A 23,990-nucleotide genomic window follows, 5' to 3' on the forward strand; every position below is an offset into this window, starting at 1 on the left:
CCTACTTCGCCTTCTCGAGGATCTCCACGACGCGCCAGCGCTTGGTGGCGCTGAGCGGGCGGGTCTCCATGATCAGCACGCGGTCACCGACGCCACACGAGTTGGCCTCGTCGTGCGCCTTGAGCTTGGTCGAGCGACGCAGGACCTTGCCGTAGAGCGCGTGCTTGACGCGGTCCTCCACGGAGACGACCACCGTCTTCTCCATCTTGTCGCTGACGACCAGGCCCTCGCGGACCTTGCGCGCCGTGCGCTCCCCCGCAGGGGTCACGTCGTTGCTCATGCAGCACCATCCTTGTCCGACGCCGGAGCGGTCCGGATGCCGAGCTCGCGCTCGCGCACCACGGTGTAGATCCGGGCGATGTCCTTCTTGACCGCCTTGAGGCGGCCGTTGCTCTCGAGCTGACCCGTCGCGGCCTGGAACCGGAGGTTGAACAGCTCCTCCTTGGCCTCGCGCAACTTGCCCTCGAGGTCGACGGCGTTCAGGTCGTCGAGATCGTGTGCGGTCGCCATCAGAAATCACCTGCTTCACGGCTGATGAACCGGCACTTCATGGGGAGCTTGTGGATCGCGCGGCGCATGGCCTCGCGAGCGACGTCCTCAGGAACACCGGACAGTTCGAACATGACGCGGCCGGGCTTGACGTTCGCCACCCACCACTCGGGCGAGCCCTTGCCCGAGCCCATGCGGGTCTCGGCGGGCTTCTTGGTCAGCGGGCGGTCCGGGTAGATGTTGATCCAGACCTTTCCGCCTCGCTTGATGTGGCGGGTCATGGCGATACGAGCCGACTCGATCTGTCGGTTCGTCACGTAGTGGGCCTCGACCGCCTGGATGCCGAAGTCACCGAAGGTGAGCTTCGTGCCGCCCTTGGCCGCACCCGTCCGCTTGGGGTGGTGCTGCTTGCGGTGCTTGACCCTGCGGGGCATCAACATGGTCAGGCCTCCCCAGTGGTGGTGGTGCCGGTCGAGGCGGTCGCCTCGGCCGGGGCAGCGGTCGCCTCGGCCGGGGCCTCGGTGCGGTCGCTGCGCGTCGGACGGTCGCTGCGGGTGCCGCGCGTGGGGCGGTCGCCCCGCGCACCGGCGGCACCGCGGCCGCGGCCGGGGGCACCGGCGCGGGCGGCGGCCTGGGCCTCGCGCTCGGCACGGGTGCCGGCGACCTCGCCCTTGTAGATCCAGACCTTCACGCCGATGCGGCCGAAGGTGGTCTTGGCCTCGTAGAAGCCGTAGTCGATGTCGGCGCGCAGGGTGTGCAGGGGCACGCGGCCCTCGCGGTAGAACTCCGAGCGCGACATCTCGGCGCCGTTGAGGCGGCCCGAGCACTGGATGCGGATGCCCTTGGCGCCGGAGCGCATGGCGGTCTGCATCGCCTTCTTCATCGCACGGCGGAACTGCACGCGGCCGGCGAGCTGCTCGGCCACGCCCTGGGCGACCAGCTGGGCGTCCACCTCGGGGCTCTTGACCTCGAGGATGTTCAGCTGCACCTGCTTGCCGGTGAGCTTCTCGAGCTCGCCGCGCAGGCGGTCGGCCTCGGCGCCGCGGCGACCGATGACGATGCCGGGACGGGCGGTGTGGATGTCGACGCGGACCCGGTCACGGGTGCGCTCGATCTCGACCTTGGAGATGCCGGCACGCTCCATGCCCTTCGACAGCAGGCGCCGGATGGCGACGTCCTCGCCGACGTAGGACTTGTAGAGCTTGTCGGCGTACCACCGGCTCTTGTGGTCGGTGGAGATGCCGAGGCGGAACCCGTTCGGGTTGATCTTCTGACCCATCAGGCCTTCCGTCCCTTCTTGGCGGTGCTGGTGGTCTCGACGCGGGGCTCCACGACGAGCGTGATGTGGCTGGTGCGCTTGTTGATCCGGGTAGCCCGGCCCTGCGCACGCGGCCGCCACCGCTTCATCGTCGGACCCTCGTCGACCATCGCCTTGCTGACGACGAGCCCACCGCGGTCGAGGTCCTCGGTCGTGGTGGCGTTGGCCACCGCCGACTCGAGCACCTTGTAGACCGTCTCGCTGGCTGCCTGCGGCGCGAACTGCAGCAGGGCCAGGGCGTCGTCGACCGGCAGGCCGCGGACCATGTCCACGACGCGCCGCGCCTTCATCGGGGTGATCCGGACGAAGCGCGCGCTGGCGAATGCGCCCGGGTTGTCACCGAGCAGCGAGTCACGGCGGGCGCTGCTGCGCCTACGCTCTCCTACGCTCATTGCTGTCATCTCTCCTTGGTCGCCGCGATCAGCGGCGACGGCTCTTCCGGTCGTCCTTGACGTGGCCCCGGTAGGTGCGGGTCGGCGCGAACTCGCCGAGCTTGTGTCCCACCATCGAGTCGGTCACGAAGACCGGGACGTGCTTGCGTCCGTCGTGCACGGCGAGCGTGTGGCCGATCATGGCCGGCACGATCATCGAGCGACGCGACCACGTCTTGATCACGGTGTGGGTCCCGGCGTCGTTCTGCGTGTCCACCTTCTTCATGAGGTGGTCGTCGACGAAGGGGCCCTTCTTCAGGCTGCGAGGCATCTGTTTGCTTCCCTACTCAGCGCTTGTTCTTGCCGGTGCGACGGCGACGGACGATGAGGGCATCGCTGGCCTTGCGCTTGCGCGTGCGGCCCTCGGGCTTGCCCCAGGGCGAGACCGGGTGGCGACCACCGGAGGTCTTGCCCTCGCCGCCACCGTGCGGGTGGTCGACGGGGTTCATGACGACACCGCGGACGGTCGGGCGGCGGCCCTTCCAGCGCATCCGGCCGGCCTTGCCCCAGTTGATGTTGGACTGCTCGGCGTTGCCGACCTCGCCGATCGTGGCGCGGCAGCGGACGTCGACGTAGCGCATCTCGCCGGAGGGCATCCGCAGCTGGGCGCGGGAACCCTCCTTGGCGACGAGCTGGGCGCTGATGCCGGCGGACCGGGCGATCTTGGCCCCGCCACCGGGACGCAGCTCCACGGCGTGGATCGTCGTGCCGACGGGGATGTTGCGCAGCGGCAGGTTGTTGCCGGGCTTGATGTCGGCGCCGACGCCGGACTCCAGCGCGGTGCCCTGCCCGATGCCGAGCGGCGCGATGATGTAGCGCTTCTCGCCGTCGGCGTAGTGCAGCAGCGCGAGGCGCGCGGTGCGGTTGGGGTCGTACTCGATGTGGGCGACCTTCGCCGGCACGCCGTCCTTGTCGTAGCGACGGAAGTCGACGATGCGGTAGGCGCGCTTGTGACCGCCACCCTGGTGACGCGTGGTGATCCGACCCTGGTTGTTGCGACCGCCCTTCTTGGGCAGCGGCTTGGTCAGGGACTTCTCGGGCGTGGTGCGCGTGATCTCGACGAAGTCAGCGACCGACGAGCCACGACGGCCCGGGGTGGTCGGCTTGTACTTGCGGATAGCCATGTGAGTTCCTCAGCTCCTCGTGGACCCGGTCAGCCGACCGGGCCGGTGAAGATGTCGATCCGGTGACCCTCGGCCAGGCTGACGATGGCGCGCTTGGTGTCCTTGCGCTTGCCCAGCCCGTTGCGGGTCCGGCGGGTCTTGCCCGGACGGTTCAGCGTGTTCACCGAGGTGACCTTGACGTCGAAGATCTTCTCGACGGCGACCTTGATCTCCGTCTTGTTGGCGTCGGGGCGCACCAGGAAGGTGTACTTGTTGGCGTCGAGCAGGCTGTAGCTCTTCTCGCTCACCACGGGCGCGACGAGCACGTCGCGGTGGTCCTTGTGCAGGGTGCTCACTTGGAGGCCTCCTCGTCGGTCGTCGCGGCGGTCTGCTCGTCGTGCGCGGGGGCCTCGACCACGGTCGCCTTGCGCTCCCTGGCAGCAGAGGCGCTGCTCACGAACGCGTCGAAGGCGCCCTTGGAGAAGACCACGTCGTCGGCGATCAGGACGTCGTAGGTGTTGAGCTGGTCGACCGCGAGCAGGTGCACGGACGGCACGTTGCGCAGCGAGAGCCACGTGATCGCGTCGTCGCGCTCCAGCACGACGAGCTGGCGGCGGTTGCCGGACAGCTCGGCCAGGGCCTTGACGGCGAGCTTGGTCGCGGGCTTGTCACCCTCGACCAGCTGGCCGATCACGTGGATGCGGCCGGCGCGGGCCCGGTCGGAGAGGGCGCCACGCAGGGCAGCGGCCTTCATCTTCTTGGGGGTGCGCTGGCTGTAGTCACGCGGCTGCGGGCCGTGGACGGTGCCACCGCCGACGAACTGCGGTGCGCGGGTCGAGCCCTGGCGGGCGCGGCCGGTGCCCTTCTGCTTGTAGGGCTTGCGGCCACCGCCGCGGACCTCGCCGCGGGTCTTGGTGGCGTGCGTGCCCTGGCGAGCCGCGGCCTGCTGGGCCACCACGACCTGGTGGATCAGCGCGACGTTGGTCTCGACGTCGAAGATCTCGGCGGGGAGATCGACCTCGACGGTGCTGGCGCTCATGCTCCGGCCTCCTCGATCTTCTTGGCGGCCGAGCGGATCATGACGAGCCCGCCCTTGGCGCCGGGGACGGCACCCTTGAGCAGGATCAGGCCCTTCTCGACGTCGACCGCGTGGACAGTGACGTTCTGCGTGGTGACGGTGTCGGTGCCCATGCGGCCCGACATCCGGGTGCCACGGAAGACACGGCCCGGGGTGGCGCAGGCGCCGATCGAGCCGGGCTTGCGGTGGTTGCGGTGGGCACCGTGGGAGGCACCGACGCCGTGGAAGCCGTGACGCTTCATGGTTCCGGCGAAGCCCTTGCCCTTGCTGGTGCCCGTCACGTCGACCTCCTGGCCGGCGGCGAACAGCTCGGGGCTGAGCTCCTGGCCGACCTGGTAGGTGGCGGCGTCGCTCGTGCGGATCTCCGTCACGTGGCGGCGCGGCGTGACGCCGGCCTTGCCGAAGTGACCGGCCGCAGGCTTGGTGACCTTGCGGCCCTCGATCTCGCCGAAGCCGATCTGGATGGCGTTGTAGCCGTCCGTCTCGGGGGTGCGGACCTGGGTCACCACGTTGGTGCCGGCCGCCACGACGGTGAGGGGGACGAGACGGTTGTTCTCGTCCCACGCCTGGGTCATGCCCAGCTTGGTGCCCAGGAGGCCCTTGATGTTTCGTTCGAAAGTGCTCATGTCGACGACCTCAGAGCTTGATCTCGATGTCGACGCCGGCAGGCAGGTCGAGACGCATGAGCGAGTCGACCGTCTTCGGCGTGGGGTCAATGATGTCGATGAGGCGCTTGTGGGTGCGCATCTCGAAGTGCTCGCGGGAGTCCTTGTACTTGTGGGGCGAGCGGATGACGCAGTAGACGTTCTTCTCCGTGGGCAGCGGCACCGGGCCGGCCACCTTGGCACCCGTGCGAGTCACGGTGTCAACGATCTTCCGCGCCGAGGTGTCGATCACCTCGTGGTCATAGGCCTTGAGCCTGATGCGGATCTTCTGTCCCGCCATCAAACAACGTCCTTCGCTTCGTAGTCGCTACGACTGGTCTCGGACCCTCCCCTCGGTGAGGAGGTCCGCCCTGCTTCCCACCCCGTCCCCGACCCCCGCGGTCGGGCGTGTCGCGCGGCTTCTCAGGCGCGCGGGCATGCCCGCTGCAGTGCTGGTCGAGCTGGGATGACGCCCGGGGGGCCGGGCTGAACGGGATCTCCTGGTGCGGCACGGACGCACGACCACTGCTCGCCACGGTGAGGGTGGCGCAGGAGAACCTGTTCAGTAGTCAATGTCCGCGCCCCGGCGATCCCGCCGGAGCAACCGCACTATCTTGACAGAGACCCCGCCGTGGCGCCAAATCGGCTCCGGCTCCGCGACCGGCCCCCGCCTGGCAGGATGGGTGCTGGACCCGTGACCGCGGGTCGTCGGGGTCGCGATGCCGTCCTCGGCCACTCGGGGCCCACGGGAGCACGATGTCGCAGGACCTCCCCCACGACGGGGCGCACCAGGTGCCTCCGGGCCCGCCCGGCCCGCCTCCGCCGTCGCCGGGTCGCCCTCCGCTCCCCCCTCCGGGGTCCCCCGCCGGGGCGTCACCGGTGCCCGAGGCCCCCCACTGGCAGCACCCCTGGACGCCGCCCACGGCCCGACCGGGCGTGGTGCCGCTGCGCCCGCTGACCCTGGGCGACATCTTCGGCGGCGCCCTGGAGACCATCCGGCGCAACGGAGCGGCCACCGTCGGCATGGCGCTGCTCGTGACCCTGGCCTTCATGCTCGTGCCGATCGCCGGCGCGGTGGTCGTCGGGGCGGGCGACCTGGTCTCCGGCTTCGACCTCCAGGCCGGCGAGTCGTCGGCGGCGGTGTCGCTCTCGGACGTGTCGGTCTTCGTGGCGTCGCTGCTGAGCTCGGTCTTCAACGCGCTGGCCACGATCGTCATCGTCGGCCTCATCGTGCGGGTCGCCGGGGCCGCGGTCGTGGGACGACCGATGCGCCCGGGCGAGGCCTGGGCCCGGACCCGCCGCCGGCTGCCCGCGCTGGTCGGGCTCGCCCTGGTCACCGGCCTCGCCTCGGTGGCGGTGGTGGTGCTGCCCGTGGGCGTCGGCGCGGGCATCGGCCTCGCCGCGGGCAGCCGGGCCCTGGCCGTCGGCCTCGCCCTGCTCCTCGGGGTCGCGGGCGTGGTGGTGCTGGTGTGGGGCTGGGTCCGGCTCGTGCTGCTCGCGGCCCCCGCCCTCGTCCTGGAGGACATCGGCGTGCGCCGGTCGCTCGCCCGGGCCCGCGAGCTCTCCCGCGGTCAGTTCTGGCGGCTGTTCGGCATCGCCCTGCTGGCCCAGCTCGCCGCCGGCATCGTCGGCCAGGTGATCGCGGTGCCGTTCGCGGTCGGGGGCATCGCCGCGGTCTTCCTGCTCCCCGACAGCTGGTCCCTGGCCGGGTTGCTGCTCACCTCCAACGTGGCGACCGTCGTGACGGGCGGCCTGATCGGGCCGTTCACCGCCGGCATCACCGCGCTGCAGTACGTCGACCAGCGCTTCCGCAAGGAGGGCCTCGACATCACCCTGCTCGAGGAGAGCCTGGGCGGGACGACTCCGACCGACCGCCGGTGAGCCCTCCCACCGCGCTGTGGCGGGCCGTCCCCAGCGTGCTCGACCCCGATCCCGGCACCGCCCGTCGGTGGCTGGAGCGGGAGCTGTCGCGACCCGAGTACCGCGAGTCGGTGCTCCAGCGGCTGCAGCGCTGGCTCGGCGAGCTGCTCGACCTCGTCGCCGGCACGGGCGGCGGCCTGGGCGGCGTCGCGGCCGTGGTCGTGGGCGTCGGGCTGGTGGCCGTGGCGGTGCTGGTGCTGGCCCGGGTCCGTCGCTCGGCCGCGGCGCCGCGGGAGTCGGCGGAGGTGTTCGAGGACCGCCGCCTGGGCAGCGAGGACCACCGCCGGGCGGCGCGCGCCGCACGGTCGGCCGGCCGGCACGAGGAGGCGCTCCTGGAGGCGGTCCGCGCGCTGTCGGCGGGGCTGTCCGAGCGCGGCCTGCTGCCCGAGCGCGCGGGCGTGACCGTGGCCGAGACCACCGGCGCGGCCGCGGAGCGGTTCCCCGGCCTGGCCCGCGAGCTGGGCGCGGTGGCCCAGGACTTCGACCGGACCCGCTACGGCGAGCGCGGCACGACCCGCGCCGCGGCCGACGCCGCCCTGGCGCTCGAGGAGCAGGTGCGGCGCTCCTCCCCCGCCCGGGACGCGGTGGGCGGGCCCCGGCGGCCGGCGGTGCCGCGGTGAGCGGGCCGCCGAGCACGACCGCCGCCCTGTCGCCCCGGTCGGCCGCACCCGCGCGCGGTGGCGGCGGTCGCCGCCGGATGGTGCTGGTCGGGCTCGGCCTGCTCGCGGTGCTCCTGGCCGTGTCGGTGCTGGGACGCGACGACGCCGCCGTCGACTCCCCCCTCGACCCCCGCAATCCCGGACCCGACGGGGCCCGGGCACTGGCCCGCACGCTGGAGGACCGCGGGACCGACGTGGTGGTGGTGCGCGGGCAGCAGGCGCTCCTGGACGAGCGGGTGGACGCCGCCACCGTCGTGGCCGTCACCGGCGTCGAGGCGCTCGGCGAGAGCACCGTGCGGCGCCTGGAGGAGCACGCCGCCCCCGCCGCCGCCCTCGTGTACGCCGGCCCGGCCGACGTCCTCGCCACGCTCGCCGGAGGGGCGCTGGAGGACCTCACCGCCGCCCCGCTGGCCCCCGCCACCCGCCCGGCGGGGTGCCCCGAGCCGCTGGTCGAGGACCTCGTGGTCCGGACCCGCGGCGGCGCCGGGCTGGTCGACGAGGGCGCCGGGACCACCACGCGCTGCTTCGCCGCCGCCGGCGGCGAGGGCGCGGCCGGGCTGGTCCGCAGCGGCGCCACCTGGGCCCTGGCCACGCCGGCCTCGATCACCAACCGTCACGTCCTGGAGGACGACGGGGCGGCCCTGGGGCTGCGGCTGCTCGGCCAGGGCGACCGGGTGGTCTGGTACGTCCCCGACGCCGGCGACACCGACGTGTCCGACGGCGTCCGGCTCGGCGACCTGCTGCCCCCGTGGCTGGTCCCCGGCCTGTGGCTGGTGGCGGCCTCGGTGCTCGCCCTGGTGCTGGTGGGCGGCCGCCGGCTCGGGCCGCTGGTCCGCGAGCCGCTGCCGGTCGTGGTGCGCGCGGCCGAGGCGACGCACAGCCGGGGTCGGCTCTACCACCGCACCGGGGACCGCGGCCACGCTGCGCAGGTCCTGGTCGGGGCGACCCACGACCGGCTCGTCGACCGGCTGCGGCTGCCCGCCGACGCCCCCCGCGCCCAGGTGGCCGCCGTCGTCGCGGCGCGCACCGGCCGCGACCCCCGGGAGGTGGAGGCGTTGCTGTCGCCTGCGCCACCCGCCCGAGATTCCCAGCTGGTCGAGCTCGGCCGGCGCCTGCAGGACCTGGAGGACGAGGTGCGACGAGCATGACGACGGAGCCGATGGGCACGACGAGCGCGGGCGAGGCCCGCGAGGCGATCGCGGCCGTCCGCGCGGAGGTGGCCAAGGCCGTGGTGGGCCAGGAGGCGGCGGTCTCGGGCCTGCTGGTCGCCCTGCTCAGCCGTGGCCACGTGCTGATGGAGGGCGTGCCCGGCGTGGCCAAGACGCTGCTCGTGCGGAGCCTCGCGGCGGCGCTCGACGTCGACACCACCCGCGTGCAGTTCACGCCGGACCTGATGCCCGGGGACCTCACCGGGTCGATGGTGATCGAGGACGGTCGCCACGAGCTCCGCTTCCGCGAGGGCCCGGTCTTCACCCACCTGCTGCTGGCCGACGAGATCAACCGCACCCCGCCCAAGACGCAGTCGGCGCTGCTCGAGGCCATGGAGGAGGGCCAGGTGTCGGTCGACGGCCGGACCCACCCGCTCCCCCGGCCCTTCATGGTGGCGGCGACCCAGAACCCCGTCGAGCACGAGGGCACCTACCCGCTCCCCGAGGCCCAGCTCGACCGCTTCCTGCTCAAGCTGGTGCTGCCGCTGCCCGAGCGCGACGACGAGGTCGCCATCGTGCGCCGCCACGCCGACGGCTTCGACCCGCGCGACGTTGCCGGGGCCGGGGTGACGCCGGTCGCCGGGCCGGGCCACGTCGCGGCCGGCATCGCGGCGGTCGGCGAGGTGCGCGTCGCCGACGAGGTCGCGGCGTACGTCGTGGACCTGGCGCGGGCGACCCGTGACTCGCCGTCGCTGGCGCTGGGCGTCAGCCCGCGCGGCGCCACGGCCCTGCTGCGCTCCAGCCGCGCGTGGGCCTGGCTGACCGGTCGCGACTTCGTGACGCCGGACGACGTCAAGGCGCTGGCCCACGCCACGCTCGCGCACCGGCTCGCGCTGCGGCCCGAGGCCGAGCTCGACGGCGTCGAGGTCGCGCAGGTGCTCGACACCGCCATCGCCTCCGTGACCGTCCCCCGCTGAGCGCCGTGGCCCTCACCTGGCGGGTGCCCGCGCTGCTGCTGCTCGGCCTGCTGCCGCTGCTGCTGGTGCCGCGCGCCGCCACGGCCTGGGCCTGGGTCGGCCTCGTGGTACTGCTCGTCGGCGGGGACCTGGCGCTGGCGCCCTCGCCCCGGCGCGTCGAGGTCGCGCGCCGCCCGGTCGGCCGCGTGCGGGTCGGCGAGCCGACGACCACGACCCTCGACGTGGTGGTCACCGGGCGCCGCCGGGCCCACGGGCTGCTGCGCGACGCCTGGCAGCCCTCGGCCGGCGCCGCCGGCAACCGGCACCGGCTCGACCTGCGGCCCGGTGTCGGCAGCGCCCTGGTCACCGACCTGCTCCCCGTGCGCCGTGGCGACCTGCGCGCCGACCGGGTGACGCTGCGGCTGCTGGGGCCGCTGCGGCTCGCCGCGCGGCAGCGGTCGCTGCTGGCGGGCGGGTCGCTGCGGGCGCTGCCGGCGTTCCCCTCGGTGCGGGCGCTGCCCAGCCGCCTGGCGCGGCTGCGCGAGCTCGAGGGCCTGGCCGCGGTGCGGTTGCGCGGGCAGGGCACGGAGTTCGACTCGCTGCGCGACTACGTGCGCGGCGACGACGTCCGCAGCGTCGACTGGCGTGCCAGCGCCCGGACCCGGTCGGTCGTGGTGCGCACCTGGCAGCCCGAGCGCGACCGCCGGGTGGTGCTGGTGCTCGACACCGGCCGCACCTCGGCCGGGCGCGTCGGTGACGCCCCCCGGCTCGACGCCGCGATGGACGCCGCCCTGCTGCTCGCCACGGTCGCGGCCCGGGCGGGCGACCGCGTCTCGCTCGTCGCCGGCGACGCCGTGGTGCGCGCCCGGGTGGACGGCGGGGCAGGTGGTCGCCGCGGGCGCGACGTGGTCGCGGAGGCGCAGGAGGCGATGGCCCGACTCGACCCGGAGCTGGCCGAGACCGACTGGCGCCGCCTGGTGGGGGCCGTCGGCACCCTGACCAGGCAGCGGTCGCTGGTGGTGCTGCTCACCGCGCTGGAGCCGGCGGCCCTCGAGGCGGGGCTGCTGCCCGTGCTCGGGGCCCTGACGGCCCGGCACCGCGTCGTGGTCGCCTCGGTCCGCGACCCCGAGGTCGACCGCGTGGCCCGGGAGCGCGGTGACGCGGCCTCGGCGTACGCCGCGGCCGCGGCCGAGCAGACCTCGTCGGGCCGGGCGCGCACCTCCCGCCTGCTCGCGCGGATGGGCGTCGAGGTGCTCGACGTCGACGCCGACCACCTCGCCGTGCGGCTCACCGACCACTACCTGGAGCTCAAGGCCCGCGCCCTGCTCTGAGGGCGGGCAGGTCGCTCAGCCGGCGGTCGCGACCCGGTCCTCCAGCAGGGAGGCGTCGAGGTCGCCGGTGTGGCCCGCGCGGGCCGCCCGGCGCCCCGGCCCCCAGACGTAGGCCAGGAAGGCCACCTCGGCCACCACCCCGATCGCGACCCGGGCCCAGGTCGGCAGGGGCGAGGGGGTGACGAAGCCCTCGATGACCCCCGAGACCAGCAGCACCACGACCAGCCCGAGGGCGATGCCGCCGGCCGCGCGGCCCTCGCGCGCCAGCGACTGCACCCGCGGCCGGTCGCCCGGCACCACCCACGACCAGCACAGCCGCAGCCCCGTGCCGGCGGCCACGAAGACGGCCGTCAGCTCGAGCAGGCCGTGCGGGGTGATGAGCCCGAAGAACAGCCCGGCGCGGTCGTAGCGGATCATCAGCGACGCGACCAGGGCCAGGTTGAGCAGGTTCTGCAGCAGCAGCCACAGGACCGGGAGCCCCAGCACCCCCAGCGCGATGCACAGCGCCGCGACCCAGGCGTTGTTGGTCCACACCTGCGCGGAGAAGCTGCCGGCGGCCGACTCGGAGTAGTAGCCCTCGAAGTCGCTCTCCACCAGCCGGCGCACGGTGGCCGGGTCGAGCAGGCCCTGCTCGACCTGGGGGTTCGCGAGCAGCCACCACGTCATCAGCGCGGTCAGGGCGTAGCTGAGGAGCATCGTGGTCAGCCACCAGCGGCGGGTGGCGTACAGCGCGGCCGGGAAGCGCCGTCCGAAGAAGTCGGCGACCCCGCTCCACGCGGTCGTGCGGGTGCCCGCGGCGCGGTGGCGCGAGCGGGCGAGCAAGGCGCTGAGGTAGGCGACCACCTCGGGGTCGGGCACCGTCGTCCGCACCACCGACAGGTGGGTCGAGACCTCCTGGTGGAGCTCCACCAGCGCGTCGGCCTCGGGGCCGGTGCGGGGGCGACGCCGGCTGAGCCGGTCCAGCCGCTCCCAGGTGGGACCGTGCTGGCGCACGTACGCGTCGAGGTCCACGGCGCCAGCGTACGGCGCGCCCTACGCTGGCGGGGTGAGCCCGAGCGACTCCTCCCCCGAGGCCCGTCCGCGGTCCGGCCCCGCCCCGGGACCGGCCGCGACGACCTCCTGGGGCGCGACCCCGGGCGGGCACGACGCTGCCTGGGCCGACCTCGACCGCCTCGTCACCGGCGAGGGGGTCGCCCTCGAGCTGCCCCCGGCGTCGGCGGGGCTGCGGGTGGTCTCCGGCCTGGTCGACCTGGTGGTCCAGGTGGTCGTCCTGGTCGTGGGCCTGTTCGTCGCCGGGCTGCTGGCGACCAGCGAGGCGCTGGCGGCGGCGTACGGCGTGGTGGCGGTGGTCGGCGCCCTGGTCGTGGCCCCCACCGTCCTGGAGACGCTCACCGGCGGCCGCACCCTGGGCAAGCTGGCCCTCGGCCTGCGCACGGTCCGCGACGACGCCGGACCGGTCTCCTTCCACCACGTCTTCGTGCGCCACCTCGTGGGCGTCGTGGAGCTGTGGCTGCTGGTCGGGGTGCCGGCGCTGGCCGCGGCCCTGGTCACCACCCGTGGCAAGCGCCTGGGCGACCTGGTCGCCGGCACCTACGTGGTGCGCGACCGGGTGCGGCTCTCGCTGCCCTGGCCGGTGCCGATGCCCCCGCCGCTCGCGGCCTGGGCCGCCGGCGCCGACATCGCCCCGCTGCCCGACCGGCTCGCCCTCACCGTGCGCCGGGTGCTGGCCCGGGGCGGGACGCTGCACCCCGAGGCCCGCCGCGCGCTGACCGAGCGGACCGCCGCGCAGGTGGCCCGCCACGTGGCCCCGCCGCCACCGCCCGGCACGCCGCCCGAGGCGTTCCTCGCCGCCGTGAGCGCCGAGCGCCGCTCCCGCGACGAGGTCCGGCTGCGCCGCGAGGCCGAGCTGCGGCACCGGCTGACGGCCCGGCGGCCCTGACCACGGGCCGGGACACCCCTCAGATCTGGGCGTTCTCCTGGGCGACCTCGTCCAGGGTCGTCTCCTGCCGCGCGTCCCGGGCCCGCGGGACCAGCGCGCACATCGCCGCCGCGGCCACGCACAGCACGCCGGCGGTCAGCCACGCCCCCTGGTAGTCGCCGGTCGCCTGCCGCACCCACCCGGCGTACGACGCGGCGACGCCGGCGCCGACCATGTGCGCGGCGAACACCCACCCGAAGACGACCCCGGAGCGGGCGGTGCCGAAGTGGATCCGGCACAGCGCGACCGTCGGCGGCACGGTCGCGACCCAGTCGAGCCCGTAGAACACGATGAACAGGAACAGGCTCGGCGCCACCGTCGGGCCGAGCAGCGAGGGCACCACGAGCAGCGAGAGCCCGCGCAGGAAGTAGTAGCCGACCAGCAGCAGCCGCGGGTCCACGCGGTCGGTGAGCCAGCCCGAGGCGACCGTGCCGACGATGTCGAAGACCCCGATCAGGGCCAGCAGCGAGGCCGAGGTGGTCGCCGGCATCCCGTGGTCGTGGGCGGCCGGGATGAAGTGGGTGCCGACCAGTCCGTTGGTCGACCAGCCGCAGATCCAGAAGGTGAGGAACAGCGCCCAGAAGGTCCACGTCCGGCTGACCTGGCGCAGCGTCCCCAGCGCCACGCGGGCCGGCCCGGGACCGCTGCGGTCCACCGGCGGCTCGACGTACGACGCGGGGGCGCCGTGGGGCACCTGGCCCACGTCGGCCGGCCGGTCGCGCATCACCAGCGCCACCACCGGCACGAGCAGCAGGGCGACCACCGCGACCAGGCCGGCCGCCCACCGCCACCCGGGCCCGTCGGCCAGCCGCGCGATGGCCGGCAGGAACACCAGCTGGCCGGTCGAGCTGGCGGCCGAGAACAGGCCGGTCACCAGACCGCGCTGCCCGACGAACCAGCGGTTGGCCACGACGGCCCCGAACACCAGGGCCATGGAGCCGGTGCCGACCCCGACGGGCAGCCCCCACAGCAGCCACAGCTGCCACGACTCGGTCATCACGAGGGTCAGGCCCGAGCCGACCGAGACCAGCAGCAGGCCCAGCGCGGCCACCCGGCGCAGCCCGAAGCGCTCCATCAGCGCAGCGGCGAACGGGGCGGTGAGGCCGTAGACGACGAGGTTGAGGGTGACCGCCCCCGAGGTGGTGGTGCGCGACCACCCGAACTCCGCCTCCAACGGCTCGAGCAGCGCCCCGGTCGAGGACCGGAAGCCGGCCGCCGCGACCAGGGCGGCGAGCGTCGCCAGCGCCACCCACCACGCCCGCGACGAGCGCGCCCGGGTGGGCATCGGGGACGGGGCCGCGGTGGTCACCGACGCAGTCTAGGAACCCGGCGAGCCGGGGCCCTTGTCCGGCTCGTGCGGCCGACCTAGCGTCGGAGGATGGACGGCGTCGTCCTGACGGGCTTGCTGCAGGTGCTGGGGATCTCGATGGTCCCCGTCGTCGTGGTGCTCGTCTGGACGCGGGCACCCCGGGCGTGGGCCTGGCTGGTCCCCCGGCTGCCCCACCGGACGCCACCGGAGCGGCCCGCGCACCCGCCCCTGGAGAAGCTGGCCGCGGACCTGCGCCGGCTCTGGCCCGAGGTCTACGACCCGCGGCCGGGCACGCGGATGGCCAAGCACCGCGGCGTCGTCCAGGCGTACGACGCGCACCTGGCGGAGGTGGCGGGCGTGCTGGAGGTCGAGACCGCGCTGCTCGACCTGCTCGAGACCAGCCTGGAGCGCGAGGCCGAGCGGATGCGGGTCGAGCACGCCCTGGCGCTGGCCGGCCTGGTCTGGCAGGTGCGCCGCACCGGCGACCCCGACCGGCCGCAGTAGCCGGCGCGGGTCACCGCCGCGGGCTCAGCGCGTGCGGCGGTAGCACAGGTCGGTGATGGCGCGGCCCGCCTCGACGCCCTTGCGCTCGAACTTGGTGACCGGCCGGTCGGCCCACCGCTCGACCACGCCCCCGGCCAGACCCGGGGTGGCGTCGAGGACCGCGCGCATCTGGTCGGCGTACTCCGCCCAGTCGGTCGCCAGCCGCCAGCACCCGCCGACCGGCAGCCGGGTGGCGACCAGGGCCGCGAACTCCGGGCTCACCAGGCGCCGCTTGTGGTGCCGCTTCTTGGGCCACGGATCGGGGAAGAACGTCCACAGCTCGCTGACCTCGCCGGGGCCGAAGAGGTGCTCGAGGCTCCAGATCGCGTCGACCGAGAGCAGCCGGACGTTGTCGGCCCCCTCCTCGGCCAGCAGGCCGAGCGTGTGGGCGACCCCGGGTCGCCACACCTCGAGCGCCACCACGTCGTGCCCCGGACGCGCGGCCGCGAGCACCGCGGTGGCCTCCCCCACCCCCGAGCCGATCTCGACGATCCTCGGGGCACGACGGCCGAACAGCTCGTCCCAGTCGAAGCCCGGCTCGTCGACGCGATCGTCGGGGACCACCCACCGCTGCTGGTGGGCGTCCCACGACTCCTGCTGGGAGGGGGTGAAGCGGCTGCCGCGCCGCGAGTAGGTCAGCACCTCGCGCATCCGGCGCCCGTCGTCGGTGAACTTCTGGTGCGGCCGGGCGGGGGGCAGCGGGTCACGGGCAGGCGAGGTCACGGCCGACATTCTCGGACACGTCCCGCACCCCGGTGCGCAGCGGCCCGCTGCGGGTGTGGTCCACACCTCGCCGACCACGCCCCGGTCGGTGCCCTAGATTGCCGCCATGACCGCCGCCCCCACCGTCGACCGTGGCCGCCTGGCCGACCTGCGCCGCGAGGAGGAGCAGCGCTTCGTCGAGCTGCACCCCCGCTCGGCCGAGCTCGCCGCCGAGGCGGCCGGCTCCCTGCTCGCCGGCGTGCCGATGCCGTGGATGACCCGCTGGCCCGGCGCCTTCCCGCTGTTCTGCGCCTCCGCCTCGGGCGCCCGCCTGGTCGACGTCGACGGTCACGCCTACGTCGACCTGTGCCTCGGCGACACCGGCGCGATGACCGGGCACGCCCTGCCCCAGGTCGCCGAGGCCGTCGCCCGGCAGGCCGCGTCGGGGATCACCACCATGCTGCCCTCCGCCGACGCCGTGTGGGTGGGCCAGGAGCTCGCCCGCCGCTTCGGGCTGCCGCGCTGGCAGCTCGCGATGTCGGCCACCGACGCCAACCGGTTCGTGCTGCGCTTCGCCCGCCACCTGACCGGCCGACCGCGGGTCGCCGTCATGGACTGGTGCTACCACGGCACCGTCGACGAGACCCTCGCCGTGCTCGACGGCGACCGGGTCGTGCCCCGGCCCGGGGCGCTGGGCCCGCAGGTCGACGCGGCGCTGACCACCGCGGTGGTGCCCTTCAACGACCTGGACGCGCTCGACCGACGCCTGGCGCAGGGCGACATCGCCTGCCTGCTGATGGAGCCGGCGCTGACCAACATCGGGATCGTGCTGCCCGAGGTGGGCTACCTCGCCGGGGTCCGCGAGGTCACCCGGCGCCACGACGTGCTGCTGGTCGTCGACGAGACGCACACGCTGTGCGCCGGGCCCGGCGGCGCGACGGCCGCGTGGGGTCTGGAGCCCGACCTGCTGGTCGTCGGCAAGCCGATCGGGGGCGGGGTGCCCGCGGCGGCGTACGGCCTCTCGCAGGCGGTGGCCGACCGGCTCGACGGGCCGATGCTGGGCCACGAGATCGACGTCGCCGGCGTCGGCGGCACCCTGACCGCCAACGCCCTGAGCCTCGCGGCCGTCCGGGCCACGCTGTCGACCTGCCTGCGCGAGGAGGACTTCGCGGTCGCCGTCCCCCTGGCGGAGCGGTTCGCCGCCGGGGTCGCGGGCGTCATCGAGCAGCACGGCCTGCCCTGGCACGTGCAGCGCCTCGGCTGCCGGGCGGAGTACTGGTTCTGCCCGCCCCCGCGCGACGGCGCCGCCGCCGCGGCAGCCGTCGACGAGGACCTCGAGGGCTTCCTGCACCTGTGGTCGCTCAACCGGGGGGGTGCTGCTGACGCCGTTCCACAACATGGCGCTGTTCAGCCCGGCGCACACCGAGGCCGACGTCGACCGCCACACCGAGGTCTTCGGCGAGGCCGTCGCGGCCCTGCTCGCCTGAGCGACCTCGAGGGTCAGTAGCTGGCCGCGGCCTCGTCGTGGGAGGCGACGTCGAACTCGTTGCCGTCGGGGTCGGCGAGCGTGGCCCAGGAGAAGGACTCCTCGCCGCGCCGCCCCACCAGTCGCGCCCCCGCCGCCACCAGCCGGTCCACCTCCGCGTCGAGGTCGGGCGCCGAGAGGTCGAGGTGCAGCCGGTTCTTGCCCGGCGTGGGGTCCTCCACCTTCTGGAACGCCAGCAGCACGGGGGGCGCCGGCACCACGACGAACCACCCGTCGTGGTTCTGCGCGATCTCGGTCCCGAGCTGCTCGGCCCACCAGCCGCCCAGGCGCTCCGCGTCCTGGGTGTCCACCGTCACCATGCCGATCGTCAGTGTCATGAGGGCACCGTAGGTGCGAGCACCGACAGGGGTCGAGCCCCTCGGGACGGGGCGGACGGCCGTGCGCGGTCCCGGGGACGCACGAAGGCCCCGGACCAGCAGGTCCGGGGCCTTCGGGGTGAAGCGCTAGATCACTTGGTGATCTTGGTGACGCGGCCGGCGCCGACGGTGCGGCCACCCTCGCGGATCGCGAAGCGGAGGCCGTCCTCCATGGCGATCGGCTGGATCAGCTCGACCGACATGTCGGTGTTGTCGCCGGGCATGACCATCTCGCGGCCCTCGGGGAGGGTCACGACGCCCGTGACGTCCGTGGTCCGGAAGTAGAACTGCGGCCGGTAGTTGTTGAAGAACGGCGTGTGACGGCCGCCCTCCTCCTTCGAGAGGATGTAGACCGAGGCCTCGAAGTTGGTGTGCGGGGTCGTCGTGCCGGGCTTGATCACGACCATGCCGCGCTCGACGTCCTCGCGCTTGGTGCCGCGGAGGAGCAGACCGACGTTCTCGCCGGCCTCGCCGGTGTCGAGGAGCTTGCGGAACATCTCGATGCCGGTGACGGTCGAGCTCTGCTTGCCCTCGCGGATGCCGATGATGTCGACGGTCTCGTTGACCTTGACGATGCCGCGCTCGATGCGACCGGTGATGACGGTGCCACGACCGGTGATCGTGAAGACGTCCTCGACGGGCATGAGGAAGGGCTTGTCGGTCTCGCGCTCGGGCTGCGGGATGTACTCGTCCACCGCGTCCATGAGCTTGAGGATCGACTCGCCCCACTTCTCGTCGCCCTGCAGCGCCGGGAAGGCCGCGACCTGGACGACGGGGATGTCGTCGCCGTCGTACTCGTACTCGGAGAGGAGCTCGCGCACCTCCATCTCGACGAGCTCGATGAGCTCCTCGTCGTCGACCATGTCGCACTTGTTCAGCGCGACGACCAGGGCGGGCACGCCGACCTGACGGGCGAGCAGCACGTGCTCGCGCGTCTGGGGCATGGGGCCGTCGGTGGCGGCGACCACGAGGATCGCGCCGTCCATCTGGGCCGCACCGGTGATCATGTTCTTGATGTAGTCGGCGTGACCGGGGCAGTCCACGTGGGCGTAGTGCCGGTTCTCGGTCTGGTACTCGACGTGCGCGATCGAGATCGTGATGCCGCGCTGACGCTCCTCGGGGGCCTTGTCGATCTCGTCGAAGGCCGAGGCGGCGTTCAGGTCGGGGTACTTGTTGTGCAGGACCTTGGTGATCGCTGCGGTCAACGTCGTCTTGCCGTGGTCGATGTGACCGATGGTGCCGATGTTGACGTGCGGCTTGGTCCGCTCGAACTTCGCCTTAGCCACTGGGGCTCCTCCTGTTGTTGTTACGTGAACTCGTGGGTGAACTGGGGGTGGTGCCGGACCGCGACGCTACTCGCCGCGGACCTTCTTGATGATCTCGTCGGCGACGTTCTGGGGAACCTCGGCGTAGGAGTCGAACTCCATCGAGTACGACGCCTGGCCAGAGGTCTTCGACCGCAGGTCACCAACGTACCCGAACATCTCCGACAGCGGCACGAGGGCGTCGACCACGCGGTCGCCCGAGCGCTCCGACATCGCGCGCACCTGGCCGCGACGCGAGTTGATGTCGCCGATGACGTCGCCCATGAAGGACTCCGGCGTGACGACCTCGACCGCGAACATCGGCTCCAGCAGGACCGGCTTGGCCATGCGGGCGGCCTCCTTGAAGGCCTGGTTGCCGGCGATCTTGAAGGCCAGCTCGGAGGAGTCGACGTCGTGGTAGGCGCCGTCCTCGAGCGTGAACTTCACGTCGACCATGGGGTAGCCGGCGAGCACGCCGAACTCCATGGCGTCCTGGCCGCCCTGGTCCACCGAGGGGATGTACTCCTTGGGGACACGACCACCGGAGACGTTGTTGACGAACTCGTAGCCCGCACCGAGACCGGTCTCGGGGTCGGTGTTCGGCTCGAGGCTGATCTGCACCTTCGCGAACTGGCCCGAACCACCGGTCTGCTTCTTGTGCGTGTAGCCGTGCTTCTCGACCTTGCGACGGATCGTCTCGCGGTAGGCCACCTGCGGCTTGCCGACGGTCGCCTCGACGCGGAACTCGCGCTTCATGCGGTCGACGAGGATCTCCAGGTGGAGCTCGCCCATGCCGGCGATGATGGTCTGGCCGGTCTCCTCGTCCGCCTTGACGGTGAACGTGGGGTCCTCGTCGGACAGTCGCTGGATCGCGGTGCCGAGCTTCTCCTGGTCGCCCTTGGTCTTGGGCTCGATGGCCACCTCGATCACGGGGGCGGGGAAGGTCATCGACTCGAGGATCACCGGGTGACCGGGGTCGCACAGGGTGTGACCGGTCTTGGTGTCCTTGAGGCCCATGACGGCCACGATCTGGCCGGCGCCGACCGACGCGATCTCCTCACGCTTGTTGGCGTGCATCTGGTAGACCTTGCCGATCCGCTCCTTGCGGCCGTTGACGGAGTTCATCACCGTCGAGCCGGCGACGAGCTTGCCGGAGTAGACGCGCACGTAGATGAGCTTGCCCAGGTGCGGGTCGGTGGCGATCTTGTAGGCGAGGCCGGCGAAGGGCTCGTCGTCGCTGGGCTGGCGGACGATGACCTCGTCCTCGTCCTTGACCGAGTGGCCCTGGATGCCGTCGATGTCGAGCGGCGAGGGCAGGAACTTCACGACCGCGTCGAGCAGGGGCTGGACGCCCTTGTTCTTGAACGCGGTGCCGCACAGGACCGGGTTGATCTTGTCGGCGAGCGTGGCGCGACGGATCGCGGCCTCCAGCTCCTCGACGGAGAACTCGCCCTCGTCGAGGAACTTCTCCATGATCGCGTCGTCGGCGTCGGCCAGCGTCTCGAGGAGCTTCTCGCGGTACTCGGCGGCCTGGTCGGCCAGCTCCGCGGGGATCTCCTCGATCTCGTAGTCCTCGCCCATCTTGGTCTCGCCGCGCCAGGTCAGGGCACGCATGCCGACCAGGTCGACGACACCGAGGAAGTCGGACTCCGCGCCGATGGGCAGCTGGAGCACGAGCGGGGTGGAGTTGAGGCGCTCGACCATCATGTCGACGCAGCGGAAGAAGTCGGCACCGGTGCGGTCCAGCTTGTTCACGAAGCACATCCGCGGGACGGAGTACTTGTTGGCCTGGCGCCACACGGTCATGGTCTGGGGCTCGACACCGGCGACACCGTCGAAGACGGCGACGGCGCCGTCGAGGACGCGCAGCGAGCGCTCGACCTCGGCGGTGAAGTCGACGTGCCCGGGGGTGTCGATGATGTTGATCTGGTGGTTCTTCCACCAGCAGGTGGTGGCAGCGGAGGTGATGGTGATGCCCCGCTCCTGCTCCTGCTCCATCCAGTCCATCGTGGCCGCGCCCTCGTGGACCTCACCGATCTTGTAGGTCACACCGGTGTAGAAGAGGATGCGCTCGGTGGTGGTGGTCTTGCCGGCATCGATGTGAGCCATGATGCCGATGTTGCGGACCTGGTTGAGGTCAGTGGTGATGTCGACGGCCACGGTAGGTCTTCGATCCCCTCGGTTGGCTGGACGCTGTGCCCAGCTGGTTGGTCAGGTGGTCGGTACGCCGCCGCACGGTGTGGGCGGCGTACCGGAGGTCACCAGCGGTAGTGCGCGAAGGCCTTGTTGGACTCGGCCATCTTGTGGGTGTCCTCGCGCTTCTTCACAGCGGCGCCCAGGCCGTTGCTCGCGTCGAGGATCTCGTTCATCAGTCGCTCGGACATGGTCTTCTCGCGGCGGGCGGCGCTGTAGCCGACGAGCCAGCGCAGGGCCAGCGTCGTGCTGCGGTTGGCCTTGACCTCGATCGGGACCTGGTAGGTCGCACCGCCGACGCGGCGGGACTTGACCTCGATGGCCGGCTTCACGTTGTCCAGCGCACGCTTGAGCGTGACGACCGGGTCGGTGCCGGTCTTCTCGCGGGTGCCCTCGAGGGCGCTGTAGACGATGCGCTGGGCGACCTGCTTCTTGCCGTCCTGGAGCACCTTGGAGACCAGCTGCGAGACGAGCTGCGACCCGTAGACCGGGTCCATGTCGATCGGCCGCTTCGGGGCGGGACCCTTGCGGGGCATTAGCTCTTCTCCTTCTTCGCGCCGTAGCGGCTGCGGGCCTGCTTGCGGTTCTTGACACCCTGGGTGTCGAGCGAGCCGCGGATGATCTTGTAGCGGACGCCGGGGAGGTCCTTCACCCGGCCGCCGCGGACGAGCACGATGGAGTGCTCCTGGAGGTTGTGACCGACACCCGGGATGTAGGCGGTGACCTCGATGCCGCTCGACAGGCGCACGCGGGCGACCTTGCGGAGGGCAGAGTTCGGCTTCTTCGGGGTGGTGGTGTAGACGCGGGTGCAGACACCGCGTCGCTGGGGCGAACCCTTCAGGGCAGGCGTCTTGTTCTTGGACACCTTGTCCTGTCGGCCCTTGCGGACCAGCTGGTTGATCGTGGGCACCTGGTGGTTCCCTCTCTTGTCGACTCTCAGTGCGCGGCGCTCTGCCGGGCACGATGGTGATGCTGTGCGTGGTGCGGACGCGCTGCGCTGGATTCAGGGCACGCGAAGAGGTCTGGCGTTACCAGACACAAGGGATGAGATTACCGGGCGGGTCCACCACGGTCAAAACGAGCCGCACGCCCCTCCCGCGGGGCCCGACCCGACCCTCGTCACGCGGGCGACACACGGATGCGTCAGAGTGCCGCCCATGGCACTGACCTGGAAGCTGCACGGCGACGGCACCACCATCACCGAGGGCGAGATCGTGCGTCCCGACGAGCGGCTCGCGTGGCCGGCCACGATCGGCCTGGGCCTGCAGCACGTGGTGGCGATGTTCGGCGCGACCTTCCTGGTCCCGCTGCTGACCGGCTTCCCGCCCACCACGACGCTGTTCTTCTCCGGCGTCGGCACGCTGCTGTTCCTGCTGGTGACCCGCAACCGGCTCCCCAGCTACCTCGGCTCGTCGTTCGCCTTCATCGCGCCCATCACGGCGGCGACCGCCTCCGACGGCCAGGGTGGCGCGCTGTTCGGCATCGTCGTGGTCGGCCTGCTGCTGGCGCTGGTGGGGCTGCTCGTCACCGTCACCGGCACCGGGTGGATCGACGCCCTGATGCCGCCCGTCGTGGCCGGCGCGATCGTGGCGCTCATCGGCCTCAACCTGGCGCCGGTGGCCAAGACCAACTTCACCGCCGCCCCGTGGGTCGCGCTCATCACCCTCACCGCGGTCGTGGTGTGGACGGTCGCCTTCCGCGGCCTGCTCGCCCGGCTGTCGATCTTCTTCGGCGTCGTGGTCGGCTACGTCGCCGCGGTCCTCGCCGGTCAGGTCGACTTCGCGCCCGTGCGCGACGCCGCCTGGGTGGGCCTGCCCGACTTCACCACCCCCACCGTCGCGTGGTCGGTGCTGCCGGCCTTCGTCCCGGTCGTGCTCGTGCTCGTCGCCGAGAACGTCGGCCACGTCCGCAGCGTCGCCCACCTCGCGGACCCGGCCCTCAACAAGGAGACCGGCCGGGCGCTGTTCGCCGACGGCCTCGCGACCACGGTCGCCGGCCTCGGCGGCGGCTCCGGCACCACGACGTACGGCGAGAACATCGGCGTGATGGCCGCGACCAAGGTCTACTCGACGGCCGCCTACTGGGTCGCCGGCACCTTCGCGGTGGTGCTCGGCTTCCTGCCCAAGGTCGGCGCGGTCGTCAACACCATCCCGCCGGGCGTCCTGGGCGGCGTCACCACCGCGCTCTACGGCCTCATCGGCGTCATCGGCGTCAAGATCTGGATCGACAACGGCGTGGACTTCTCGCGGCCGGTCAACCAGTTCACCGCCGCGACCGCGCTGGTGGTGGGCATCGCCGACTTCACCTTCTCCGCCGGCCAGCTCAGCTTCAACGGCATCGCGCTCGGCACGGTCGCGGCGATCGTCGTCTACCACGTGATGTCGGCGATCGAGCGCGCCCGGAGCTGAGGCCACGGCGCTGCCCGGCCCTGCTCAGCGACCGGCGGCGGCGTCGGACTGGGCCCGCGCCTGGGCGGGGTCGAACCCGTAGGCCTCCACGGGACCGAGCTCCCCGGACCACCACCGGTCCAGCACGTGGCGCTCGTGCGGCACCGTCAGCTCCGGCAGCCCGTCCAGCGGCCACCAGCGCAGGTCGGCCGCCTTGTCCGGCTCCTGCAGCCGCGGCTCGCGGTCCCAGGTGCGGCAGGCGAAGAACCAGTCGACCCGTTCGTCGACCGCGGCGCCGCCCGCCCCGGTGCGGTGCATCGTCGTGATCGGCTCGAGGTCGCGGACCCGCAGCACGACGCCGAGCTCCTCGAGCGCCTCGCGGACGGCGGCGTCGTGGACGGGCTCCCCGGCCTCGACGTGCCCGGCCGCCGCGCACGCCCAGCGGCCGTCCATGTAGCCCGTGCCCTCGCGCAGCTGCAGCAGCACCTCGTCACCCCGCCGCAGCACGACGTACGCCGCGGGCACGACCCGGAACCGCTCGACCTCCTGGGGCGGGTAGTCCGAGACGTTCGGCACCTCCGAAGCCCCTCCAGCG

At 72.9% G+C, this 23,990-nt stretch carries 29 protein-coding genes; 9 read left to right on the forward strand and 20 right to left on the reverse strand.

The features are described 5' to 3' along the window. Position 1: 1 nt before the first annotated feature. The 11 genes from rpsQ to rpsJ are packed head-to-tail and all read right to left on the reverse strand — an operon-like array spanning position 2 to position 5,364. Entirely contained in the window at positions 2–280 is a 279-nt protein-coding gene (rpsQ, locus tag BLU55_RS10775) for a 30S ribosomal protein S17 (RefSeq protein WP_091729429.1), read from the reverse strand. Next, a complete protein-coding gene (gene rpmC / locus BLU55_RS10780; RefSeq protein WP_091729432.1) occupies positions 277–510 on the reverse strand; it encodes a 50S ribosomal protein L29 in 234 nt (77 codons plus the stop codon). The genes rpsQ and rpmC overlap by 4 nt, the downstream gene beginning before the upstream one ends. Continuing rightward, a complete protein-coding gene (gene rplP / locus BLU55_RS10785; protein ID WP_091729435.1) occupies positions 510–929 on the reverse strand; it encodes a 50S ribosomal protein L16 in 420 nt (139 codons plus the stop codon). The genes rpmC and rplP overlap by 1 nt, the downstream gene beginning before the upstream one ends. Before the next feature lie 2 nt (positions 930–931). Then, positions 932–1,768 (reverse strand): 30S ribosomal protein S3, encoded by an 837-nt coding sequence (gene rpsC / locus BLU55_RS10790; protein ID WP_091729438.1) that lies wholly within the window; start codon positions 1,766–1,768, stop codon positions 932–934. Beyond that, complete coding sequence (gene rplV / locus BLU55_RS10795; protein WP_091729440.1) at positions 1,768–2,199, reverse strand: 50S ribosomal protein L22; 432 nt, start codon at positions 2,197–2,199, stop codon at positions 1,768–1,770. Before rplV ends, rpsC begins: the two co-directional genes overlap by 1 nt. Before the next feature lie 28 nt (positions 2,200–2,227). Next, positions 2,228–2,509, reverse strand: a complete 282-nt coding sequence (gene rpsS / locus BLU55_RS10800) for a 30S ribosomal protein S19 (RefSeq protein ID WP_091729443.1) — start codon at positions 2,507–2,509, stop codon at positions 2,228–2,230. Positions 2,510–2,525: 16 nt separating this feature from the next. Continuing rightward, positions 2,526–3,362, reverse strand: coding sequence for a 50S ribosomal protein L2 (rplB, locus tag BLU55_RS10805; RefSeq protein ID WP_091729445.1), 837 nt, complete (start codon positions 3,360–3,362; stop codon positions 2,526–2,528). A 29-nt stretch (positions 3,363–3,391) separates the two neighbouring features. After that, positions 3,392–3,697 (reverse strand): 50S ribosomal protein L23, encoded by a 306-nt coding sequence (gene rplW, locus BLU55_RS10810; RefSeq protein ID WP_091729448.1) that lies wholly within the window; start codon positions 3,695–3,697, stop codon positions 3,392–3,394. Next, entirely contained in the window at positions 3,694–4,380 is a 687-nt protein-coding gene (rplD, locus tag BLU55_RS10815) for a 50S ribosomal protein L4 (protein WP_091729449.1), read from the reverse strand. Before rplD ends, rplW begins: the two co-directional genes overlap by 4 nt. Beyond that, on the reverse strand, positions 4,377–5,045 hold the full coding sequence (gene rplC / locus BLU55_RS10820; protein WP_091729452.1) for a 50S ribosomal protein L3: 669 nt from the start codon (positions 5,043–5,045) through the stop codon (positions 4,377–4,379). Before rplC ends, rplD begins: the two co-directional genes overlap by 4 nt. Before the next feature lie 10 nt (positions 5,046–5,055). After that, the gene (gene rpsJ, locus BLU55_RS10825) at positions 5,056–5,364 is read right to left on the reverse strand and encodes a 30S ribosomal protein S10 (RefSeq protein ID WP_008360994.1); all 309 of its coding nucleotides are present in this window, start codon (positions 5,362–5,364) and stop codon (positions 5,056–5,058) included. Positions 5,365–5,942: 578 nt separating this feature from the next. Here rpsJ and BLU55_RS10830 point away from each other — a divergent pair. The 5 genes from BLU55_RS10830 to BLU55_RS10850 are packed head-to-tail and all read left to right on the forward strand — an operon-like array spanning position 5,943 to position 11,077. Beyond that, positions 5,943–6,944, forward strand: a complete 1,002-nt coding sequence (locus tag BLU55_RS10830; protein WP_157682826.1) for a hypothetical protein — start codon at positions 5,943–5,945, stop codon at positions 6,942–6,944. Next, complete coding sequence (locus BLU55_RS10835; protein ID WP_091729459.1) at positions 6,941–7,603, forward strand: DUF4129 domain-containing protein; 663 nt, start codon at positions 6,941–6,943, stop codon at positions 7,601–7,603. Before BLU55_RS10830 ends, BLU55_RS10835 begins: the two co-directional genes overlap by 4 nt. Beyond that, positions 7,600–8,790, forward strand: a complete 1,191-nt coding sequence (locus BLU55_RS10840; protein ID WP_091729461.1) for a DUF4350 domain-containing protein — start codon at positions 7,600–7,602, stop codon at positions 8,788–8,790. Before BLU55_RS10835 ends, BLU55_RS10840 begins: the two co-directional genes overlap by 4 nt. Next, positions 8,787–9,767 (forward strand): AAA family ATPase, encoded by a 981-nt coding sequence (locus BLU55_RS10845; protein ID WP_091729464.1) that lies wholly within the window; start codon positions 8,787–8,789, stop codon positions 9,765–9,767. Before BLU55_RS10840 ends, BLU55_RS10845 begins: the two co-directional genes overlap by 4 nt. Positions 9,768–9,772: 5 nt before the next feature. Next, the gene (locus tag BLU55_RS10850) at positions 9,773–11,077 is read left to right on the forward strand and encodes a DUF58 domain-containing protein (RefSeq protein ID WP_091729466.1); all 1,305 of its coding nucleotides are present in this window, start codon (positions 9,773–9,775) and stop codon (positions 11,075–11,077) included. A gap of 15 nt (positions 11,078–11,092) precedes the next feature. On the opposite strand, the gene BLU55_RS10855 is transcribed toward BLU55_RS10850, so the two are convergent. Further along, positions 11,093–12,088 carry a stage II sporulation protein M gene (locus BLU55_RS10855; protein WP_091729467.1) on the reverse strand — a complete coding sequence of 332 codons (996 nt, stop codon included), beginning with the start codon at positions 12,086–12,088 and terminating at the stop codon, positions 11,093–11,095. 34 nt (positions 12,089–12,122) lie between these two features. On the opposite strand from BLU55_RS10855, the gene BLU55_RS10860 reads away from it, so the two are divergent. Then, positions 12,123–13,016, forward strand: a complete 894-nt coding sequence (locus tag BLU55_RS10860; RefSeq protein ID WP_091729470.1) for an RDD family protein — start codon at positions 12,123–12,125, stop codon at positions 13,014–13,016. Between the two features lie 19 nt (positions 13,017–13,035). Here BLU55_RS10860 and BLU55_RS10865 read toward each other — a convergent pair whose 3' ends face one another. After that, the gene (locus BLU55_RS10865; protein WP_231916825.1) at positions 13,036–14,364 is read right to left on the reverse strand and encodes an MFS transporter; all 1,329 of its coding nucleotides are present in this window, start codon (positions 14,362–14,364) and stop codon (positions 13,036–13,038) included. Positions 14,365–14,433: 69 nt separating this feature from the next. Between BLU55_RS10865 and BLU55_RS10870 the strand changes: the two genes are divergently transcribed. After that, the gene (locus tag BLU55_RS10870; protein ID WP_091729472.1) at positions 14,434–14,868 is read left to right on the forward strand and encodes a hypothetical protein; all 435 of its coding nucleotides are present in this window, start codon (positions 14,434–14,436) and stop codon (positions 14,866–14,868) included. A 24-nt stretch (positions 14,869–14,892) separates the two neighbouring features. Here BLU55_RS10870 and trmB read toward each other — a convergent pair whose 3' ends face one another. Continuing rightward, positions 14,893–15,630 carry a tRNA (guanosine(46)-N7)-methyltransferase TrmB gene (gene trmB / locus BLU55_RS10875; protein WP_091733762.1) on the reverse strand — a complete coding sequence of 246 codons (738 nt, stop codon included), beginning with the start codon at positions 15,628–15,630 and terminating at the stop codon, positions 14,893–14,895. 106 nt (positions 15,631–15,736) lie between these two features. On the opposite strand from trmB, the gene BLU55_RS10880 reads away from it, so the two are divergent. After that, positions 15,737–17,116, forward strand: a complete 1,380-nt coding sequence (locus BLU55_RS10880) for a transaminase (RefSeq protein WP_197680957.1) — start codon at positions 15,737–15,739, stop codon at positions 17,114–17,116. Here the strand turns inward: BLU55_RS10880 and BLU55_RS10885 are convergent. From BLU55_RS10885 to rpsL, 5 genes are all read right to left on the reverse strand, one after another. Beyond that, positions 17,110–17,472: a VOC family protein gene (locus tag BLU55_RS10885; protein ID WP_091729475.1), complete on the reverse strand. Its 363-nt coding sequence runs from the start codon at positions 17,470–17,472 to the stop codon at positions 17,110–17,112. The two genes, BLU55_RS10880 and BLU55_RS10885, sit on opposite strands and share 7 nt — an antisense overlap. A gap of 131 nt (positions 17,473–17,603) precedes the next feature. Then, entirely contained in the window at positions 17,604–18,797 is a 1,194-nt protein-coding gene (gene tuf / locus BLU55_RS10890) for an elongation factor Tu (protein ID WP_091729479.1), read from the reverse strand. A 66-nt stretch (positions 18,798–18,863) separates the two neighbouring features. Beyond that, positions 18,864–20,975 (reverse strand): elongation factor G, encoded by a 2,112-nt coding sequence (fusA, locus tag BLU55_RS10895; protein ID WP_091729482.1) that lies wholly within the window; start codon positions 20,973–20,975, stop codon positions 18,864–18,866. 98 nt (positions 20,976–21,073) lie between these two features. Continuing rightward, positions 21,074–21,544 carry a 30S ribosomal protein S7 gene (rpsG, locus tag BLU55_RS10900; protein ID WP_091729484.1) on the reverse strand — a complete coding sequence of 157 codons (471 nt, stop codon included), beginning with the start codon at positions 21,542–21,544 and terminating at the stop codon, positions 21,074–21,076. Further along, the gene (gene rpsL, locus BLU55_RS10905; RefSeq protein ID WP_027860526.1) at positions 21,544–21,918 is read right to left on the reverse strand and encodes a 30S ribosomal protein S12; all 375 of its coding nucleotides are present in this window, start codon (positions 21,916–21,918) and stop codon (positions 21,544–21,546) included. Before rpsL ends, rpsG begins: the two co-directional genes overlap by 1 nt. 247 nt (positions 21,919–22,165) lie before the next feature. On the opposite strand from rpsL, the gene BLU55_RS10910 reads away from it, so the two are divergent. Beyond that, positions 22,166–23,416 carry a uracil-xanthine permease family protein gene (locus BLU55_RS10910; protein ID WP_091729487.1) on the forward strand — a complete coding sequence of 417 codons (1,251 nt, stop codon included), beginning with the start codon at positions 22,166–22,168 and terminating at the stop codon, positions 23,414–23,416. 24 nt (positions 23,417–23,440) lie between these two features. Here BLU55_RS10910 and BLU55_RS10915 read toward each other — a convergent pair whose 3' ends face one another. After that, complete coding sequence (locus BLU55_RS10915) at positions 23,441–23,971, reverse strand: NUDIX hydrolase (RefSeq protein WP_231916826.1); 531 nt, start codon at positions 23,969–23,971, stop codon at positions 23,441–23,443. Between the last annotated feature and the right edge of the window lie 19 nt (positions 23,972–23,990).

Source organism: Nocardioides scoriae (assembly GCF_900104965.1).
GTDB classification, from domain to species: Bacteria; Actinomycetota; Actinomycetes; order Propionibacteriales; family Nocardioidaceae; genus Marmoricola; species Marmoricola scoriae.

Bases quoted from the DNA above. Each gene is read 5' to 3' on its own strand.
- rpsQ (WP_091729429.1), bottom strand. From the start codon at position 280: ATGAGCAACGACGTGACCCCTGCGGGGGAGCGCACGGCGCGCAAGGTC.
- rpmC (WP_091729432.1), bottom strand. From the start codon at position 510: ATGGCGACCGCACACGATCTCGACGACCTGAACGCCGTCGACCTCGAG.
- rplP (WP_091729435.1), bottom strand. From the start codon at position 929: ATGTTGATGCCCCGCAGGGTCAAGCACCGCAAGCAGCACCACCCCAAG.
- rpsC (WP_091729438.1), bottom strand. From the start codon at position 1,768: ATGGGTCAGAAGATCAACCCGAACGGGTTCCGCCTCGGCATCTCCACC.
- rplV (WP_091729440.1), bottom strand. From the start codon at position 2,199: ATGAGCGTAGGAGAGCGTAGGCGCAGCAGCGCCCGCCGTGACTCGCTG.
- rpsS (WP_091729443.1), bottom strand. From the start codon at position 2,509: ATGCCTCGCAGCCTGAAGAAGGGCCCCTTCGTCGACGACCACCTCATG.
- rplB (WP_091729445.1), bottom strand. From the start codon at position 3,362: ATGGCTATCCGCAAGTACAAGCCGACCACCCCGGGCCGTCGTGGCTCG.
- rplD (WP_091729449.1), bottom strand. From the start codon at position 4,380: ATGAGCGCCAGCACCGTCGAGGTCGATCTCCCCGCCGAGATCTTCGAC.
- rplC (WP_091729452.1), bottom strand. From the start codon at position 5,045: ATGAGCACTTTCGAACGAAACATCAAGGGCCTCCTGGGCACCAAGCTG.
- rpsJ (WP_008360994.1), bottom strand. From the start codon at position 5,364: ATGGCGGGACAGAAGATCCGCATCAGGCTCAAGGCCTATGACCACGAG.
- BLU55_RS10845 (WP_091729464.1), top strand. From the start codon at position 8,787: ATGACGACGGAGCCGATGGGCACGACGAGCGCGGGCGAGGCCCGCGAG.
- BLU55_RS10870 (WP_091729472.1), top strand. From the start codon at position 14,434: ATGGACGGCGTCGTCCTGACGGGCTTGCTGCAGGTGCTGGGGATCTCG.
- BLU55_RS10880 (WP_197680957.1), top strand. From the start codon at position 15,737: ATGACCGCCGCCCCCACCGTCGACCGTGGCCGCCTGGCCGACCTGCGC.
- BLU55_RS10885 (WP_091729475.1), bottom strand. From the start codon at position 17,472: ATGACACTGACGATCGGCATGGTGACGGTGGACACCCAGGACGCGGAG.
- rpsG (WP_091729484.1), bottom strand. From the start codon at position 21,544: ATGCCCCGCAAGGGTCCCGCCCCGAAGCGGCCGATCGACATGGACCCG.
- BLU55_RS10910 (WP_091729487.1), top strand. From the start codon at position 22,166: ATGGCACTGACCTGGAAGCTGCACGGCGACGGCACCACCATCACCGAG.